The sequence below is a fragment of the Blastococcus sp. KM273128 genome, from assembly GCF_021698975.1.
Lineage (GTDB): Bacteria > Actinomycetota > Actinomycetes > Mycobacteriales > Geodermatophilaceae > Blastococcus.
The window spans coordinates 37,855-53,577 of record NZ_SSXA01000018.1; the positions used below are offsets into that span (position 1 = coordinate 37,855).

At 76.5% G+C, this 15,723-nt stretch carries 19 protein-coding genes and 1 tRNA gene; 11 read left to right on the forward strand and 9 right to left on the reverse strand.

All coding sequences use genetic code 11. The features are described 5' to 3' along the window. The first annotated feature begins 88 nt into the window (after positions 1–88). Complete coding sequence (gene ppc, locus E9529_RS07800; protein WP_236830577.1) at positions 89–2,893, forward strand: phosphoenolpyruvate carboxylase; 2,805 nt, start codon at positions 89–91, stop codon at positions 2,891–2,893. Beyond that, positions 2,886–3,959 carry an inositol monophosphatase family protein gene (locus E9529_RS07805; protein WP_236830578.1) on the forward strand — a complete coding sequence of 358 codons (1,074 nt, stop codon included), beginning with the start codon at positions 2,886–2,888 and terminating at the stop codon, positions 3,957–3,959. The genes ppc and E9529_RS07805 overlap by 8 nt, the downstream gene beginning before the upstream one ends. Before the next feature lies 1 nt (position 3,960). Here the strand turns inward: E9529_RS07805 and E9529_RS07810 are convergent, their stop codons facing one another. Beyond that, positions 3,961–5,370 (reverse strand): NADP oxidoreductase, encoded by a 1,410-nt coding sequence (locus E9529_RS07810; protein WP_236830579.1) that lies wholly within the window; start codon positions 5,368–5,370, stop codon positions 3,961–3,963. 82 nt (positions 5,371–5,452) lie between these two features. Between E9529_RS07810 and E9529_RS07815 the strand changes: the two genes are divergently transcribed. Further along, complete coding sequence (locus E9529_RS07815) at positions 5,453–5,761, forward strand: antibiotic biosynthesis monooxygenase family protein (protein ID WP_236830580.1); 309 nt, start codon at positions 5,453–5,455, stop codon at positions 5,759–5,761. On the opposite strand, the gene E9529_RS07820 is transcribed toward E9529_RS07815, so the two are convergent. Genes E9529_RS07820 through E9529_RS07830 form a run of 3 tightly spaced genes read right to left on the reverse strand, consistent with a single transcriptional unit; the run spans position 5,758 to position 7,810 of the window. Beyond that, positions 5,758–6,603, reverse strand: coding sequence for a hypothetical protein (locus tag E9529_RS07820; RefSeq protein WP_236830581.1), 846 nt, complete (start codon positions 6,601–6,603; stop codon positions 5,758–5,760). The two genes, E9529_RS07815 and E9529_RS07820, sit on opposite strands and share 4 nt — an antisense overlap. Before the next feature lie 43 nt (positions 6,604–6,646). After that, positions 6,647–7,456, reverse strand: a complete 810-nt coding sequence (locus tag E9529_RS07825; RefSeq protein WP_236830582.1) for a zinc finger domain-containing protein — start codon at positions 7,454–7,456, stop codon at positions 6,647–6,649. A 33-nt stretch (positions 7,457–7,489) separates the two neighbouring features. Next, positions 7,490–7,810, reverse strand: a complete 321-nt coding sequence (locus E9529_RS07830; protein ID WP_236830583.1) for a GNAT family N-acetyltransferase — start codon at positions 7,808–7,810, stop codon at positions 7,490–7,492. Positions 7,811–7,994: 184 nt separating this feature from the next. Here E9529_RS07830 and E9529_RS07835 point away from each other — a divergent pair. The 4 genes from E9529_RS07835 (at position 7,995) to E9529_RS07850 (ending at position 9,760) form a co-directional block, all read left to right on the forward strand. Next, positions 7,995–8,067: transfer RNA gene (locus tag E9529_RS07835), tRNA-Arg, on the forward strand. A gap of 122 nt (positions 8,068–8,189) precedes the next feature. Continuing rightward, the gene (locus tag E9529_RS22645) at positions 8,190–8,885 is read left to right on the forward strand and encodes a response regulator transcription factor (protein WP_236830584.1); all 696 of its coding nucleotides are present in this window, start codon (positions 8,190–8,192) and stop codon (positions 8,883–8,885) included. A 42-nt stretch (positions 8,886–8,927) separates the two neighbouring features. Next, positions 8,928–9,284: a hypothetical protein gene (locus E9529_RS07845; RefSeq protein ID WP_236830585.1), complete on the forward strand. Its 357-nt coding sequence runs from the start codon at positions 8,928–8,930 to the stop codon at positions 9,282–9,284. A gap of 29 nt (positions 9,285–9,313) precedes the next feature. Beyond that, positions 9,314–9,760 (forward strand): SRPBCC family protein, encoded by a 447-nt coding sequence (locus E9529_RS07850; protein ID WP_236830586.1) that lies wholly within the window; start codon positions 9,314–9,316, stop codon positions 9,758–9,760. A gap of 59 nt (positions 9,761–9,819) precedes the next feature. Here E9529_RS07850 and E9529_RS07855 read toward each other — a convergent pair whose 3' ends face one another. Continuing rightward, positions 9,820–10,836, reverse strand: a complete 1,017-nt coding sequence (locus tag E9529_RS07855; protein ID WP_236830587.1) for a potassium channel family protein — start codon at positions 10,834–10,836, stop codon at positions 9,820–9,822. A 150-nt stretch (positions 10,837–10,986) separates the two neighbouring features. Here E9529_RS07855 and E9529_RS07860 point away from each other — a divergent pair, with 150 nt between their 5' ends. The 3 genes from E9529_RS07860 to E9529_RS07870 are packed head-to-tail and all read left to right on the forward strand — an operon-like array spanning position 10,987 to position 13,074. Further along, a complete protein-coding gene (locus tag E9529_RS07860; RefSeq protein ID WP_236830588.1) occupies positions 10,987–11,832 on the forward strand; it encodes an NAD-dependent protein deacetylase in 846 nt (281 codons plus the stop codon). Beyond that, a complete protein-coding gene (locus E9529_RS07865; protein ID WP_236830589.1) occupies positions 11,829–12,128 on the forward strand; it encodes a biopolymer transporter Tol in 300 nt (99 codons plus the stop codon). The genes E9529_RS07860 and E9529_RS07865 overlap by 4 nt, the downstream gene beginning before the upstream one ends. A 31-nt stretch (positions 12,129–12,159) precedes the next feature. Then, positions 12,160–13,074, forward strand: coding sequence for an MSMEG_6728 family protein (locus E9529_RS07870; protein WP_236830590.1), 915 nt, complete (start codon positions 12,160–12,162; stop codon positions 13,072–13,074). Here the strand turns inward: E9529_RS07870 and E9529_RS07875 are convergent. Both E9529_RS07875 and E9529_RS07880 read right to left on the reverse strand, forming a co-directional pair. Beyond that, positions 13,071–13,469 carry a PaaI family thioesterase gene (locus tag E9529_RS07875; RefSeq protein ID WP_236830591.1) on the reverse strand — a complete coding sequence of 133 codons (399 nt, stop codon included), beginning with the start codon at positions 13,467–13,469 and terminating at the stop codon, positions 13,071–13,073. The two genes, E9529_RS07870 and E9529_RS07875, sit on opposite strands and share 4 nt — an antisense overlap. Then, positions 13,466–13,825: a VOC family protein gene (locus E9529_RS07880; RefSeq protein WP_236830592.1), complete on the reverse strand. Its 360-nt coding sequence runs from the start codon at positions 13,823–13,825 to the stop codon at positions 13,466–13,468. The genes E9529_RS07875 and E9529_RS07880 overlap by 4 nt, the downstream gene beginning before the upstream one ends. 107 nt (positions 13,826–13,932) lie before the next feature. Between E9529_RS07880 and E9529_RS07885 the strand changes: the two genes are divergently transcribed. Then, positions 13,933–14,637 (forward strand): YbaK/EbsC family protein, encoded by a 705-nt coding sequence (locus E9529_RS07885; protein WP_236830593.1) that lies wholly within the window; start codon positions 13,933–13,935, stop codon positions 14,635–14,637. A gap of 7 nt (positions 14,638–14,644) precedes the next feature. Here the strand turns inward: E9529_RS07885 and mscL are convergent, their stop codons facing one another. Together mscL and cpaB are read right to left on the reverse strand one after the other, a co-directional pair. Continuing rightward, a complete protein-coding gene (mscL, locus tag E9529_RS07890) occupies positions 14,645–15,082 on the reverse strand; it encodes a large conductance mechanosensitive channel protein MscL (RefSeq protein ID WP_236830594.1) in 438 nt (145 codons plus the stop codon). A 4-nt stretch (positions 15,083–15,086) separates the two neighbouring features. Next, positions 15,087–15,723 (reverse strand): Flp pilus assembly protein CpaB (cpaB, locus tag E9529_RS07895; RefSeq protein ID WP_308195261.1); only part of this gene is annotated, 637 nt, incomplete at its 5' end.

Sequence of the window (15,723 nt, forward strand, 5' to 3'; positions counted from 1 at the left end):
CCGATCTCGTCGCCGTCAGCGGGCCTCGGGGCGGGGCCGGTCACAGGGGGGACACCGGCGCGTCATCTGCGTCCCCGATACTGCTGGTGTGAGCGAAGCCACTGTCGACGTCGCCGATCTCCGCCGCCACGGTGCCCCCGGCACCGCCGACCGGGCCGACGACGAACCGCTGCGGGAGGACATCCGGCTGCTGGGCCGGGTCCTCGGCGAGGTCATCGGCGAGCAGGCCGGGCCAGAGGTGCTGGAGCTGGTCGAGTCCACCCGGGTGGAGTCCTTCCGCATCCGCCGCTCCGAGGTGGACCGCGCCGAGCTCGCTGCGCGCCTGGCCGGGCTGGACGTCCGCTCGGCCAACCACCTGATCCGGGCGTTCAGCCACTTCTCGCTGCTGGCCAACCTGGCCGAGGACATCCACCACGAGCGCCGCCGCCGGCACCACCGGCGGGCGGGGTCCCCGCCGCAGCAGGGCAGCCTGGCCGCGGCGTTCGCCCTGCTCGACGAGGCCGGCGTCGCGGAGGACACCGTGGCCCGCGAGCTCGCCGGCGCGCTGGTCTGCCCCGTCGTCACGGCCCACCCCACCGAGGTGCGCCGCAAGACCGTCTTCCAGGTCCAGCGGCAGGTCACCGAGCTGATCCGGCAGCGCGACCGTGCCGCCGACGGCGACGTCGACCCGGAGTGGTCGGCCCGGCTCTGGCGCTCGGTGCTCACGCTCTGGCAGACGGCGCTGCTGCGGCTCTCCCGGCTGCGGCTGACCGACGAGATCGACGAGGCGCTGCGCTACTACGAGCTCTCCCTGTTCGGGGTGGTGCCGGCGATCAACGCCGAGGTGCGCCGCGCGGTCGAACAGCGCTGGCCCGGGGCCGGGGTGCTGCGCCGGCCGCTCCTGCTGCCCGGCTCCTGGATCGGCGGTGACCGCGACGGCAACCCGTTCGTCACCGCGGAGGCGCTCCGCCGGGCCACCTCGCGGCAGGCCGGCACGGCGCTGGCCCACCACCTGGCCGAGCTCGCTGCGCTGCGCAGCGAGCTGTCGATGTCCGACCGGCTGGTCACGCCGACGCCCGCGCTGTACCACCTCGCGGAGCTCTCGCGGGACGACTCCCCGTTCCGCGCCGACGAGCCCTACCGGCGGGCGCTCACCGGCATCTCCGCGCGGCTGGCCGCCACCGCCGCGCGGGTGCCGGGCGCCGAGCCCCCCGACCCCGGACCGCTGCCCGCGCTGCCCCCGTACGAGGGCCCCGACGAGCTCCGGGCCGACCTCGACGTGGTCGACGCCTCGCTGCGCAGCCACGGCGCCGGCGCGCTCGCCGACGACCGCCTGCTGCGGCTGCGCGAGTCGGTCGAGGCGTTCGGCTTCCACCTGTGCGGGCTGGACCTGCGGCAGAACTCGTCGGTGCACGAGCAGGTCGTGGCCGAGCTGCTCGCCTGGGCCGGGGTGTGCGACGACTACGCCGGGCTCGACGAGGCGGCGCGGGTGGAGCTGCTCGCCGGGGAGCTGACGCTGCGCCGTCCGCTGGTGCGCCCCGACGCGCAGCTGTCCGAGGAGACGCGCAAGGAGCTCGACGTGCTCATCGCCGCCGCCGAGCGGGTGGCGCTGCTGGGCCCGCGGACGATCCCCAACTACGTGATCAGCATGTGCGAGTCGGTCAGCGACGTCCTCGAGGTCGCCGTCCTGCTCAAGGAGGTCGGCCTGCTCGACCCGGCCGGCGCCGACGGGCCCACCTGCCCGGTGGGCATCTCGCCGCTGTTCGAGACCATCGGCGACCTCCAGGCCGCGGCGACGACGCTCGGCGCGGTGCTCGACCAGCCCCTGTACCGGTCGCTGCTGGCCAACCGGGGCAACGTCCAGGAGGTCATGCTCGGCTACTCCGACAGCAACAAGGACGGCGGCTACCTCGCCGCGAACTGGGCGCTCTACCGAGCCGAGCTCGACCTGGTGGAGCTCGCCCGCCGCGAGGGCATCCGGCTGCGGCTCTTCCACGGCCGTGGCGGCACCGTCGGCCGGGGCGGTGGCCCCAGCTACGAGGCGATCCGCGCGCAGCCGCCGGGCGCCGTGGCCGGCGCGCTGCGGATCACCGAGCAGGGCGAGGTCATCGCCGCGAAGTACGCCGACCCCGACCTCGCGCGGCGCAACCTCGAGGCGCTGGTCGCCGCCACGCTGGAGTCGACGCTGCTCGACGTCGAGGGCCTCGGCACCGACGCCGACGAGGCCTACGCCCTGCTCGACGACCTCGCCGTCCGCGCGCAGCAGGCCTACCGCGAGCTGGTGCACGAGACCCCGGGGTTCGTGCAGTGGTTCCGGGCGGCCACGCCCATCGGCGAGCTGGCCGAGCTGAACATCGGCAGCCGCCCGCCGTCGCGCAAGGCCGGGGACTCCATCGCCGACCTGCGGGCGATCCCGTGGGTGTTCAGCTGGTCGCAGACCCGGATCATGCTGCCCGGCTGGTACGGCACCGGATCGGCGCTGGAGAGCTGGGTCGGCGACTCCGCCGAGCGCCTCGAGCGGCTGCGCGAGCTGCACCGGCGCTGGCCGTTCTTCCGCACCGTGCTGTCCAACATGGGGATGGTGCTGGCCAAGACCGATCTCGAGCTCGCGGCCCGGTACGCCGAGCTGGTGCCGGACGAGGAGCTGCGGGCGCGGGTGTTCGACCGGATCACCGCCGAGCACGAGCGCACCTGCCGGATGGCGCTGGCGGTCACCGGCGACGACGACCTGCTGGCCGACAACCCGTCGCTGGCCCGGTCGATCCGCAACCGCTTCCCGTACCTGGAGCCGCTGCACCACCTCCAGGTGGAGATGCTGCGGCGACGGCGGGGCGGGGAGGACGACGAGCTGACCAGCCGCAACATCCAGCTGACCATCAACGGCATCGCCACCGCGCTGCGCAACAGTGGCTGAGGGCGGGCTGCGCACGGCGACCAGCGCGGACCTGCCGGCCGCGGCCGAGGCGCTGGGGCTGGCGCCGGCCGCGCTGGCCCCGGCGGTGCTGGACCCGTGGGCGCGGGTGCTGGTCGGCGCCGAGGGCCAGGTGGTGCTGGTCCGCCGGCAGTGGACCCACGAGGCCACCGCCGCGGCCGTGGTCATCCGCCGGGCCGGCGTGCCGCTGGACCACCCGGCGGTGCTGGCCGCCGCGGCGGCGTGGGGCTGCGACCGCGTGCGGCACCTGGCGACCGGCCGGTGCACCGACGTCCCGCCGCCCCCGGTGGACGCGCCGTTACCGGTGCGCTTCGCCCACCTCGCGGCCCTGGCTGCCACCCGGGTGGAGACGGCGGTGGCGCTCGCGCACGGCACCGGGGAGGCGCGGACCAAGGGCGACGGCAGCCCCGCGCTGGCCGCCGACGCCGCGGCGCACGACGCCGCCGTCGGGGTGCTCGGGGCGCTGGGCGTGCCGGTGCTCAGCGAGGAGAGCCGCGACACCGCGGTGCCCGCCGGGCGGCCGTGGGTGGTGCTCGACCCGCTCGACGGCACCGGCAACTTCGCCGCCGGGCTGCCGCCGTGGGCGTTCTCGGCCGCGCTGGTGCACGAGGGGCGGCCGGTCGCCGGGCTGGTCGCCGACCTCTCCTCGGGCCGGCGGTGGGCGGCGGTCGAGGGACAGGGCGCCGTCCGTGACGGGGTGCCGGTGCGCACCCGGCCCGGAGGCACCGTCGTCGTCCCCAGCGGGCCGCGGGGTGCGGCGGTGGCGGTGCCGGCGACGGCCCGCCGGGTGCGGATCACCGGCTGCACGGCGGTCGACCTCTGCCTCGTCGCCGACGGCGCGGCGGCGGCGTGGCACGACGTGGACCGCGGCGGCACCCACGTGCACGACGTCGCCGGTGGGCTGGCGGTGCTGCTCGCGGCCGGCGGCTCCGTCCTGACCGACCGGGGGGAGCCGCTGCGCCTGGCGCCCGACACCGGGGCGCTCATCCGGTTCGTGGCCGCGGCCGACGAGGCGTCGGCGCGGGAGCTGCTGGCCGCGCTGCGCTGACTCAGCGCCCCCGGGCCGCGGCCGCCCGGACCGCGGCGAGCAGCGCCTCGCGTTCGTGCAGGGTGGTGCGGGCCCGGCCGCGGCTCGCGCCCAGCGCCTGCTCGGCGGCGTCGATGGCCCGCCAGTCGTCCAGCAGCACCGGCTCCGAGCCGCGGGCCCGCAGGGTGCGCACCAGGTCGTCGACCGGGCCGCGCACCCGCAGCGTGCCGTCGGCGGCGTCGGCCAGCAGCGCGGCGATCGTCTCCCGGGCGTCGTGCTTGTTGTGCCCGACCACCCCCGTGGGGCCGCGCTTGATCCAGCCGGCGGCGTACTCGCCGGGTGAGGGGCGCCCGTCGCGCAGCACCCGCCCGACGCCGTCGTGGGCGACCGTGCCGGTGCGCCCGTCGACCGGCAGCCCGGGCAGCGGGGTGCCCAGGTAGCCGACCGAGCGGACGACGAGGTCGGCCGGGAGCACCTCGAACTCGCCGGTGCCGACCGCCCGGCCGTCGCCGTCGACCGCGGTGCGCTCCACCTCGACGCCGGTGACCCGCTCGGTGCCGAGCAGCCGCACCGGGCGGGAGAAGAAGCGCAGCCGCACCCGTGCGCGGCCGGGTTCCGGCGCGTGGGCCGACCACTCGCGCAGGACGGCGAGGTTGCGGGTGGCGTTGCGGTCGGCGGCGGCCCGGGCCTCGGTCTCGGCGTCCAGCTCGAGGTCGGCGGGGTCGACCAGCACGGTCGCGGCCGCCAGCTCGCCGAGCTCGCGCAGCTCCTGGGTGGTGAAGGTGGCCTGCGCCGGTCCGCGGCGGCCCAGCACCGTCACCTCCTCGACCGGGGCGGCCGCCAGCGCGTCGATGACGTGCTGGGGCATGTCGGTCGGCTCGAGCTCCTCGGCGGTGCGGGCGAGGATGCGGCCGACGTCGAGGGCCACGTTGCCCACGCCGATGACCACGGCGCGCCGGACGCCGACCAGGGCGGCCTCGACGGTGGCGCGGTCGGCGTCGGGGTGGCCGGTGTACCAGGCCACGAGGTCGGTGGCGGCCAGGCTGCCGGGCAGCTCCTCGCCCTCGATGCCCAGGTGCCGGTCGAGGGCGGCGCCGTAGGTGTAGACGACGGCGTCGACGTGCGCCCGCAGCTCCTCCAGCGGGAGCTCGGTGCCCACCTCGACGTTGCCGACGAACCGCACCAGGGGGTGGTCGAGGCTGCGGTGCAGCGTGTCGCGGATCGCGCGCATCTTCGGGTGGTCGGGGGCGATGCCGTGGCGGACCAGGCCGAACGGGGTGGGCAGCCGGTCGACCAGGTCGACGGCGACCGGGACGTCGCTCTGCCGGGTCAGCGCGTCGGCGGCGTAGATGCCGGCCGGTCCGGCGCCGACGACCGCGACGCGCAGCGGGTGGTCAGCAGCCGGGGGAGGGGGAGCGCCGTCGTCGACCACCCTGGCATCCTGGCGCGGCCGGGGCCGCGCCACCAGGGCAACCGCCCGGGCCGTTCGATCACCGTCGTCCCCAGGAGGCCCCGTGTCCGTCGTCGTCGTCGCCACCATCACCCCGAAGCCGGAGGCGGTGGACGCCGTCCGCGAGGCCATCCTCGCCGCCGTGCCGCAGGTGCACGCCGAGCCCGGCTGCGAGCTCTACGCGCTGCACGAGGGCGACGGCGTCTTCGTGATGGTGGAGCGGTGGGAGAGCCCCGAGGCGCTGCGCACCCACGGCAAGGCCGAGGCGCTGACCACCCTGGGGGCGGCGCTGGCCGGCAAGCTGGCCGCCCCGCTGGACGTCCGCCGGCTGACCCCCGTCCCGGCGGGGGAGCAGGGCAAGGGCGCCCTCTAGCGGCTCGCGGCCCCGCGGCAGGCGTGGTTGTGGTCGAGGTCGTCCTCGACCCACTGCACCATCACCACGCTGCCGCCGGGGACCAGCGGGTCGGCGTCGCAGCGGTCCCGGGCGTCGGCCCGGTCGTCCGCGCCGGCGAGCCAGCTGTCGAGGTCGGCGAGGTTGCTCGCGGCGGGCACGTCGCCGACGATGCGGCCCCACTGGTAGCCCGTCGAGTACACGCCCACCCGGCCGTCCCGCTCGGTCAGGTACTCGGTCATGCCCTCCAGCGTCGCCCGGTTGCGCGCCCGGGCGTCCGCGGAGCCCTGCTGCCAGGTGTTCATGGTCTCGACGTCGAGCCACCAGGTGTAGTGCTCGGGCCGGCTGTCCAGCGCCACCGACCGCGCGGCCGGCCGGAAGAACCACTGCACGCTGGTGCGCGCCCGCTCCCAGCCGTACTGCCAGCTGCAGGCCATCGAGTTGGTGCCCGCGCACTCGCCGTACGGCGTCTCGCCCGCGGCGGGCCAGGTGACCACCTGGTCGCGCACCTGGCCGGGGTTGGCGGTGTTGAGGTACAGCTGCAGCGGCGGCTGGCCGGGTACCCCGCCCGACGAGCCGGCGCCCCACTCCAGCTGCTCGGCGAGGCAGGGGTTGGTGCGGGTGGCCAGACCGCCGTTCACGCCGACGACGGCGAATGCCGCGTCGTCGGGGAGGTCGGTACCGCACTGCGGGTGGGAGACGTCGTAGCCGGTGCTGCTCCGCGGGGCCTCCCGCTCCACCGGCGCCGCCGACGCCGCGGTGGGGAGCCCGACCAGCCCGGCCACCGCGGTCACCGTGATCGCCCAGCGTGACCGACGTCTCATCCTCCTCGACGGTACACGCGCCGCCGGGGACGGCCGGCGGCGTTCAGGCGGCCTGGCAGACCGGGCACCAGTAGAGGTTGCGCCCGACCATGACCTCGGTGCGGATCGGGGTGCCGCAGATCCGGCACGGCAGCCCGGTGCGCCGGTAGACGTAGTGCGCGTCCTCCCGGGTCACCGCCCCGCTGCGGCGGGCCCGGTCCTCCGGGCGGGTGGTCACGATGCGGCCCATGCGGACCCCGGCGCGCATGAGGGTCACCAGGTCCCGCCACATGGCGGCCCACTGCTCGGCACCCACGCCCTTGCCGGGGCGGAACGGCGAGACGCGGTGCCGGAACAGCAGTTCGGCGCGGTAGACGTTGCCGACGCCGGCGAGCACCGACTGGTCCATGAGCAGCGCACCCACCGCCGTGCGGCTGCCCGCGATCCGCCGGTGGGCGAGCGCGCCGTCGGCCCGCGGCCGCAGCGGGTCGGGCCCCAGCCGGCCGAGGATGCGTTCCACCTCGGGGGTGGGGAGCACCTCGCACGCCGTGGGGCCGCGAAGGTCGCCCCACACCCCGCCGCCGTCGGGCCCGTCGCCCACCCAGCGCATGCGCAGCGCCCCCTTGGCCACCGGCGGTGTGCCGGTGCCGGTGAGGAACGTGCCGTACAGACCCAGGTGCACGTGCAGGTGGTCACCGCCGAAGCGGGCGAACAGGTGCTTGCCGTAGGAGAACACCTCGTCGAGCACCCGGCCGTCGAGCAGCGCGGCGCCGGCCGCGAAGCGACCCTGCGGGCTGGTCACGTGCACCGGGCGGCCGGCGAACGGCAGCTGGAGGTGCCGCGCAAGGCGGAACAGCGTGTGGCCTTCGGGCACCCGGGCAGCCTAGGTGCCGCCCGGTACCACCGCTCAGCGGTCGGCGGGCTCCAGGCCGAAGTGCGGCCGGTCCTCGGCCGCGACCAGGTCGACCAGCTCGGGGTGCTGCTGGATGTAGTGGCGGACGAAGGAGCAGTAGGGGAGCACGGTCAGCCCGCGCTCGCGCGCCGCGTCGAGGACGCCGGCGACCAGGGCCGAGCCGATGCCCTGCCCGCCCATGGCGGGGTCCACCTCGGTGTGCGGGAGGGTCATCTGACCGTTGTCGACGTGGTAGCTGGCCAGTCCGACGACGCGCTCGCCCTGCCGGACCTCGAAGCGCCCCCGCTCGGGGACGTCGACCACCGTGGTCTCCATCGTTGCGACCCACCTCTCCTGACCCCCGGCGACGCTGCCGGGGTCGGTTCGTTCCCCAGCACCGTAACCCGCTGGAGGCGTCCGCTCTCTCTCCCGTACCGACGAGTCGGGTGCTGCCGGGGTTCCGGAGGGCCACCGGCTAGCCTCTGGGCGTCGGTCCGGCGCGGTGGTGCAGCGCGCCGTGGCCCCCGTAGCTCAGGGGATAGAGCATCGGTTTCCTAAACCGTGTGTCGCAGGTTCGAATCCTGCCGGGGGCACCTCGCCGCCCCGCCGCGCCCCGCGCCGGGGGCGGAACCCGAGAAGGCCGCTCAAGCACCGCGTTCACCCGACCGATGGAGTGCAGGTCAGGTCGTCACCGAACGTGAGCGGAGCAACCAGCGTGTCCATCTCCACCGGCGTCACCCGGGTCCTCGTCCTCGCCGACGCGCCCGTCCTGCGTCGCGGCCTGGTCGGCATGATCGACGAGACCGCCGGGCTGCAGGTCGTCGGTGCCCCGGGCGAGCCGCGCCGCGCCCTGGTGCTGGCCGAGTCCGCCCGCCCCGACGCGGTGGTCGTGGAGCTCGGCTCCGGCCGCAGCGCCACGCTCACCGCCGTCCGCGACCTGCGCCGCCGCTTCCCGCGCACCGCCGTCGTCGCCGTCGCGACCTCGGAGGACCCGGCCGTGGTCAACGAGGCGCTCGCCGCCGGCATCCGCGGCTACCTGCTCATGAACACCTCCGCCACGCTGCTCGGGTGGGCCGTGCTGGCCGCGCGCGCCGGACGGACCGTCGTCGACCCGCAGATCCGCCGAGTGGAGCCCGGGACGGCCGCGCCGGTCGCCCGCGAGCTCACCCCCGCGGTGCCGCTGACCCGCCGCGAGTCCGACGTGCTCGACGAGCTGGTCCAGGGGCAGTCCAACCGGCGGATCGGCGAGAACCTGTTCATCTCCGAGGACACGGTGAAGTCGCACGTCAAGGCGATCCTGCGCAAGCTCGGCGCCCGCGACCGCGCGCACGCCGTCTCGATGGTGCTGTCGGCCCGCAACGGCTGCACCTGCGGCTCGCACGACCTGACCGCCGCCTCCGTCGAGGTCTGACGCAGGCCGCCGCCGGCCCGGCGCGGGGTTACCGTGCTGGGCATGGTCGGCGTCCTGACCGCGCTGCTGCTGGTCGTGCTGCTGGCCGGGATCGTCGTCTGGTGGGTCTCGGTGCCGCAGCCGGCCGGCCGGGCGCTGCCCGCGCGGGAGCGGGCACTGCGGGAGCGGGCGGTCGCCGCGGCCCGCTGGCACGCCGCGCACGACGAGGTCGACGGCCTGACCCGGGTGCTGCTGCGGCGCAGCTGCCCCGGGCTGGACGGGCACCCGGAGGTGCTCGAGGAGCGGGTCTTCGAGACCTTCCCGGCGGACGACCCGATGTGGGAGGCCCGCTTCACCGAGGCGATGGCCGGCGCCCGGTTCCGCTGCACCTACCTCAACAACGAGGAGGGGCACGCGTAGCGGTCCGGCCGGAGGGCAGGATGGAGCGCATGGGTCAGGTCGTCGCCACCACCGAACGTGTCCTGCGCGCCCCGGCGGACGTCGTCCGCGCCGCGCTCGCCGACTACTCCGTCACGCGGCCGAAGGTGCTCCCCGAGCAGTACAGCGAGTACCGCGTCGACGCCGGTGGCCAGGGCGCCGGCACGAAGGTGCACTGGCGCCTGCAGGCCACCTCCAAGCGGGTGCGCGAGCAGGACGTCGTCGTCACCGAGACCCCCGACGGGGCGCTCGTGGAGACCGACACGAACTCCAGCATGGTCACCACCTGGACCGTCAGCCCCGCCGACGCCGGGGTGAGCACGGTGCGGGCGCGGACCACCTGGACCGGCGCCAGCGGCATCGGCGGCTTCTTCGAGCGGACCTTCGCCCCCAAGGGGCTGTCCCGCATCCAGGACGCGATGCTGACCCGGCTCGAGCAGCAGGTCACCACCGGCTGAGCTCGACCCGTCCGGCAGCAGGTGCTGCCTGACCCCCCGCCGGCTGACCCGAGGCCGGGTCAGGACGCCGAGCGCGCCTGATCCGGCCACCCGTACCCGGCCGCCTCGATCCGCCGGGCCAGCTCGTCCCGCAGGTCGGCGCACTCCGCGGTGCGTGCGGCGAGCTCCCCGGCGTCGAGCCGCAACCCGGCCCGGTCGAGCGCCGCGGGGTCCAGTGCCGGCGCGGGCCCGGCGTGCTCACCCCCGGTCGCGGGGGCGTGCTCGACGTACTGCTGCGCGGCCGACTCGACGGACCGGCGCAGGCCGGCCGGGAGCCGGTCGTCCGGGTCGGCGGCGGCCGAGAGGAGCAGCGTCGCGTCGAGCAGCACCGCGACCGACGGTGCGGTGCCCAGCTCCGCCGACCGCGGGCGGTAGTCGTGCAGCAGCGGGTAGGCGCGGTGCTGCTGCCCTAGCGTCGTCAGCGTCGACGACAGCGACGACAGGGGCACCACCGCCGGCACCACCGAACCGGGCGTGGCGAGGCCGGCCGCCACCTCCGCGCCGGTGCGGCCCAACCCGGTGATCTGCGACGCGAAGCTCCGCTTGACGACCACCGCGGAGATCACCGACGTGAGGTAGGAGACCCCGAGGGTGATCAGCAGCATCCCGCTCAGCGCGGCCGCCATCGTGGCCAGCTGGAAGCCGGCGCCGGCGGGCTGGAAGCCGCCGTTGCCCAGGGTGGCGACGCTGTAGCCGGCGAAGTAGAAGCGTTCCCAGATCGACGCCGCGGCCCCGCTCGAGGAGCCGACGACCGCCTGCTCGTCGCCGAGGAAGACCAGGGACCAGCCCAGCCAGAGCAGGGCGAACCAGGCGCCGACGGTCAGCCCGATGACGATGACGCCCGGGCCGCCCACCGTGCGCACCGGAGCGGAGTCGGCGACGGCGGGCCGCCGGGCCAGCCGCCACACAACCCCGGTGATCAGCCGGGTCAGCGGCCCGGGGCCGCTGGCGACCGCGAGCGTCGTGCGCACCTCGTCGACGACGGCGAAGGCCACGATCGCGAGGCCGAGGACGTCCCACCACCATCCGCCGGTCACGCGGGGCCCCGGCGTCGTGCGTGCGTGCGGCGGTCGATGGCCGGCCTCCTCGGGTGCGGCGGGTGGTCCGGTTCGGGGTGACCGGGGAGGCCGCGGGCTACACACGGGCGGCCGGCGGCGCGTTCGCCGCCGGGCAGGGACGATGGTCGGGTGACCGCAGCGCCACCCGCCGTCGACGGGCTCACCGAGCTGGCCGGCCTGCTCGCCGGGGGTGGGGCGCTCGTCCTCTCCGGCGCGGGGCTCTCCACCGACTCCGGCATCCCCGACTACCGCGGCGCCACCGGCTCGCTGCGCCGGCACACGCCGATGACGTACCAGACCTTCACCCGCGACCCGCGCGGCCGGCACCGCTACTGGGCGCGCAGCTTCATCGGGTGGCGGCAGATCGCCGAGGCGCGGCCCAACGCCGGCCACCGGGCGGTCGCGGCCCTGCAGCGGGCCGGGGCGGTGGCCGACGTCATCACCCAGAACGTCGACGGGCTGCACCAGGCCGGCGGCGCGCGGGGCGTCCTGGAGCTGCACGGCGGCCTGGACCGCACCGTCTGCCTGGCCTGCGGCGACGTCGCCTCCCGCGCGGCGCTGGACCTCCGGCTGCGGGCGGCCAACCCGGGCTTCCGCCCCGAGCCGACCGACGAGGTGAACCCCGACGGCGACGTCGAGCTGCCCGAGGAGGCGCTCGACGGCTTCGTGATGGTCGACTGCCTGGCCTGCGGGCGCGGGCCGCTCAAGCCCGACGTCGTCTTCTTCGGGGAGACCGTGCCGCGGGACCGGGTCGACGCCTGCTTCGCGCTGGTCGACGACGCCCGGGCGCTGCTGGTGCTCGGCTCGTCGTTGACCGTGATGAGCGGCTACCGGTTCGTGATCCACGCCGCCAAGCGGGGGATCCCGGTCGCGATCGTCAACTCGGGGCCGACCCGCGGGGACGGGAAGGCGTCCCTCAAGGTCGACGCCCCGCTGGGCGTCGTGCTGCCCGAGCTCGCCCGCCGGCTGGCGTGACGCGCGAGGTCGGGCGCACCGACGACGGCCGGTGGATCGTCGTCGACGGTCGCCGCTGGCGCACCGCGGACCCGGCGCTGCCCGACGACGTCCGCGCCCGGCTGCTGCACCACCTCGGCGTGGCCCGTTCCGCCGTCCGGACCGGCCGGGGCGACGACGAGGCGGTGGCCGCGGCCCGGGCCCGCGTGCAGCTGGCGAAGACCGGGCTGGGGGAGCGCGGCACCCCGTGGTGGGAGCAGGACGACGACGCGCGGCGCGAGCGGTGGGAGGCGGCGCTGCGGGCGCTCGGAGGTTGATCCCGCCCGAGAAGGGGCAGGAAGCCCGGCGATGCAGACCTTCCTGCCGGTGGCCGACTTCGTGGAGAGCGCGCGGCTGCTGGACAACCCGCGCCTGGGCAAGCAGCGGGTGGAGACGCTCCAGATCCTGCGGGCCCTCGAGCTGCCCGACTACGGCTGGGCCAGCCACCCCGCCGTCCTGATGTGGAAGGGCCGGACGCCGGCGCTCGTGGCCTACGGCCTGGCGATGGCCCGGGTGTGGCGGGAACGCGGCTTCGCCGACACGACCGAGGCCCAGATCGGGGAGTTCGCCCCCGAGGTGGTCGGCCGGTCGCAGGCGGAGCTGGCCGCGGCCGGCCTGCTGCCCTCCTGGGTGGGGAACGAGGAGCTGCACCGCTCGCACCGGTCCAACCTGGTCGCCAAGGACCCGGAGTTCTACCGCGGCCGGTTCGCCGAGATCTTCGGCCCCGAGCCCGACGACCTGCCCTACCTGTGGCCCGGCCCGGACGACGTCGCGCCCGCGCCCGGGCCCGAGGGGGTGCGGGTGTGGGTGGTGCGGCCGCGGTCGCACAACGAGCTCGGCGCCTGCCTAGCGGCCGGGGTCGTGGGGCTGGGCACCCAGTCGGGCATCGACGTCGACGCGGGCGGGATGGCGCCGGCCGAGCTGCGGGCGCTGTCCAAGGAGATCTCCGGCCGCCGCCCCGCCAAGGACCTGCGCCAGCTCTCGACCTTCCTCGACGAGGTGCGCCCCGGTGACCCGGTCGCCCTGCCGGTCGAGCACGGCGCCGGGCTGCTGCTGGGCGAGGTGGTGGGGGCGTACCTGTTCCAGGGGCGGGAGCTGCTGCCACACCGGCGGCCGGCCCGCTGGGACCGGGTGGTGCCGCGGGCGGCCGCCCGGCCGCCCGCGACCCTGCAGGACCCGCGCGCCCTGTTCCAGGTGACGCTGGACCCGGCCGTCCTGCGCTAACCCGGCAGCGGCACGTTCTGCAGCCGCACCTGCCCGCGGGCCACGAGCTTGCCGTCCTCCCGGGTGAGGGCGACCTGCCACAGCTGCTGCGTGCGGCCCTGCTGCACCGGCTCGGCGACGACGTCGACCCGCCCCTCGGTCACGCTGCGCAGGAAGTCGGTGCTGTTGTTGACCCCGACGGCGAACTGGCCGTGCTCGCGCACCGCCAGGCTCGCCCCGATGCTCGCCGCGGACTCGACCACCGTGCAGTAGAGCCCGCCGTGCACCACGCCCCAGGGGGTGTGCTGGTCGGGGCCGAGCTGCACGTGCCCGGCCACGCGGGTGCCGGTGGCCTCGGTGACCTCGAAGCCGGCGGCGGCGACGAACGCGCTGGCCGGGCGGTCGGGCGCGGTCACGCGTCCCACACCAGGCAGAAGGGGTGGCCCACCGGGTCGGCGTAGACGCGGAAGTCGCCCCCGCCGCCGGGCAGCTTCCGGGCGCCCAGGGCCAGCACCTTCGGCTCGGCCTCCTCGATGTCGGCGACCCGGACGTCGAGGTGGAACTGCTGCGGTCGGTCGGGGTCCGGCCAGTCCGGCGGCCGGAGGTCCGGCGCCTGCTGGAAGGCCAGCCGGTACCCGGCGCCGGTGACGACGACCCAGTCGTCCCCGGGTCCGCCGCGGCTGATCTCCATGCCGAGCAGGTCGGCGTAGAAGCCGGCGAGGGCGTGTGCGTCCGGTGCGTCGATGACGACGGAGTGGAGTTGACCGATCATGGCGACATCCTGGCGCGGTCCCCGGCCGGCCGACAGCCGGACGACGGCCGCCGGTCGCGGGGATCCCGCCACGACGCCGACCAGGCGCGTACCGGAGGATCGGGGGCATGCCCGACCCCGCCGCGCCCGTCCTCGGTTCGCTGACCTGGTCGCCGGCCGCCGACCGGCCCGAGCTGCTGGCCCCGCCGGTGGCCACCGCGCTGCCGGTGCTGGCCGGTCCGGCGTGGGTGGCGGAGATCGCCGACGACCTCGCCGACACCGCCGCCTTCTCCGACGCCTACGGGGTGCCGCTGGCCGCGTCGGCCAACTGCGTCGTCGTCGCCGCCCGGCGGGGAGGGGAGACGACGCTGGCCGCCTGCCTGGTGCTCGCGACCACCCGGGCCGACGTCAACGGGCTGGTGCGGCGGCACCTGGGCGCCCGCAAGGCGTCGTTCGCGCCGCAGGACGTCGCCGTCGCCGAGAGCGGCATGGCCTACGGCGGCATCACCCCGGTCGGGCTGCCCGCCGCCTGGCCGGTGCTGGTCGACGCCGCCGTCGCCGCCGCCGAGCTGGTCGTCATCGGCTCGGGCACCCGCGGCAGCAAGCTCGCCGTGCCCGGCTCGGCGCTGGCAGGGCTGCCCGCCGCGCAGGTGCTGGAGGGGCTGGGGCAGTCGCTGCCCGCCGAGGCGCCGGTGCCGCCGCCCGCGCAGCCGCTGCGGTTGGACCGGGCGCCGGACGACTCCGACGTCGGATGGGGGGAGCGGCCGGCCGAGGGCTCCGACGACGACCGGCGCTACTACGAGGACCGGCCGCCGCACTGGGGCACCGACTAGGGCGCGCTCACAGCTGCCCAGGCAGCGAGGTGGTGCCCGGACCGGTCGGGTCGGCCCCCGGTCCGCGCCCTTGCTGCGCGCGGAGCAGGTCGCGGATCTCGACCAGCAGCTCGACCTGCGTCGGCGCCACCGGCCCGGGCTCCTCCCCCTTCGCCCGCCGCTCCACGAGCTTCTTCATCGGGGTGACGACCACGAAGTAGACGACGGCCGCGGTCAGCACGAAGGTGATCACCTGGTTGACGAAGCTCCCCCAGGTGAACACCTGCCCGTCGACGGTGACGGAGCCGCCCGCCTCCCCGCCGCCGCCGACCAGGCCGATCAGCGGCTCCAGGAACGACTCGGTGAACGAGGTCACCACCGCGGTGAACGCGGCGCCGATGACGACGGCCACGGCGAGGTCGACGACGTTGCCGCGGAGCAGGAAGTCCTTGAATCCCTTCAGCATGCGGTCATCTAACCCGCTCCTCGAGGTCCGGGGCGTCGGCCTCGCCGGGGCGGGGTGGCGGCAGGCTGACCGTCAGCGTCGCGGTGGCCGCGGCGGCGGCCAGGCGGGCCGCGGTGTCCCCGTCGACGGCGAGCACCAGCAGCCCGGCGCCCGCGTCGCCGTCGTCCCCGGCCGGGGCGGCCAGCACCAGGGCGCCGGCCGCCACCCGCTCGGCCGGCCCCGCGTCCGGGCCGGCGGCCAGCACGTCGACCCGGTCGCCGGCGCGCAGCAGCGCCGCCACGGCGAGGTCGGCCAGCCGCACCGGCGCGGCGACCTGGCCGGCGGGCAGCAGGGCGGTCAGCCCCGCGCCCACCAGCCGAGCGTCGGTGAGCGGCTCGCCGCGGCGGACGTGCCCGGCGAGCACCCGCGCCACCAGGTCGTCCGGGTCGGAGACCACGCCGTCGGGCACCGCGCCGGGCGGCAGCCGGGCAAGGGCGAGGTGGTCCCTGCCCAGCGGCGTGCCGGCGGGCAGGTCGCCGGCGGCCACCACGACGTCGACACCGGCCGGCTCGGCGCTGCCGGTGGGGGGCGGGGCGGGGCGCAGCGCCAGCCCGAGGGCGAGCGCGGCCAGCAGTGCGGCGCCCAGCCGGCGGGCGGTCAGC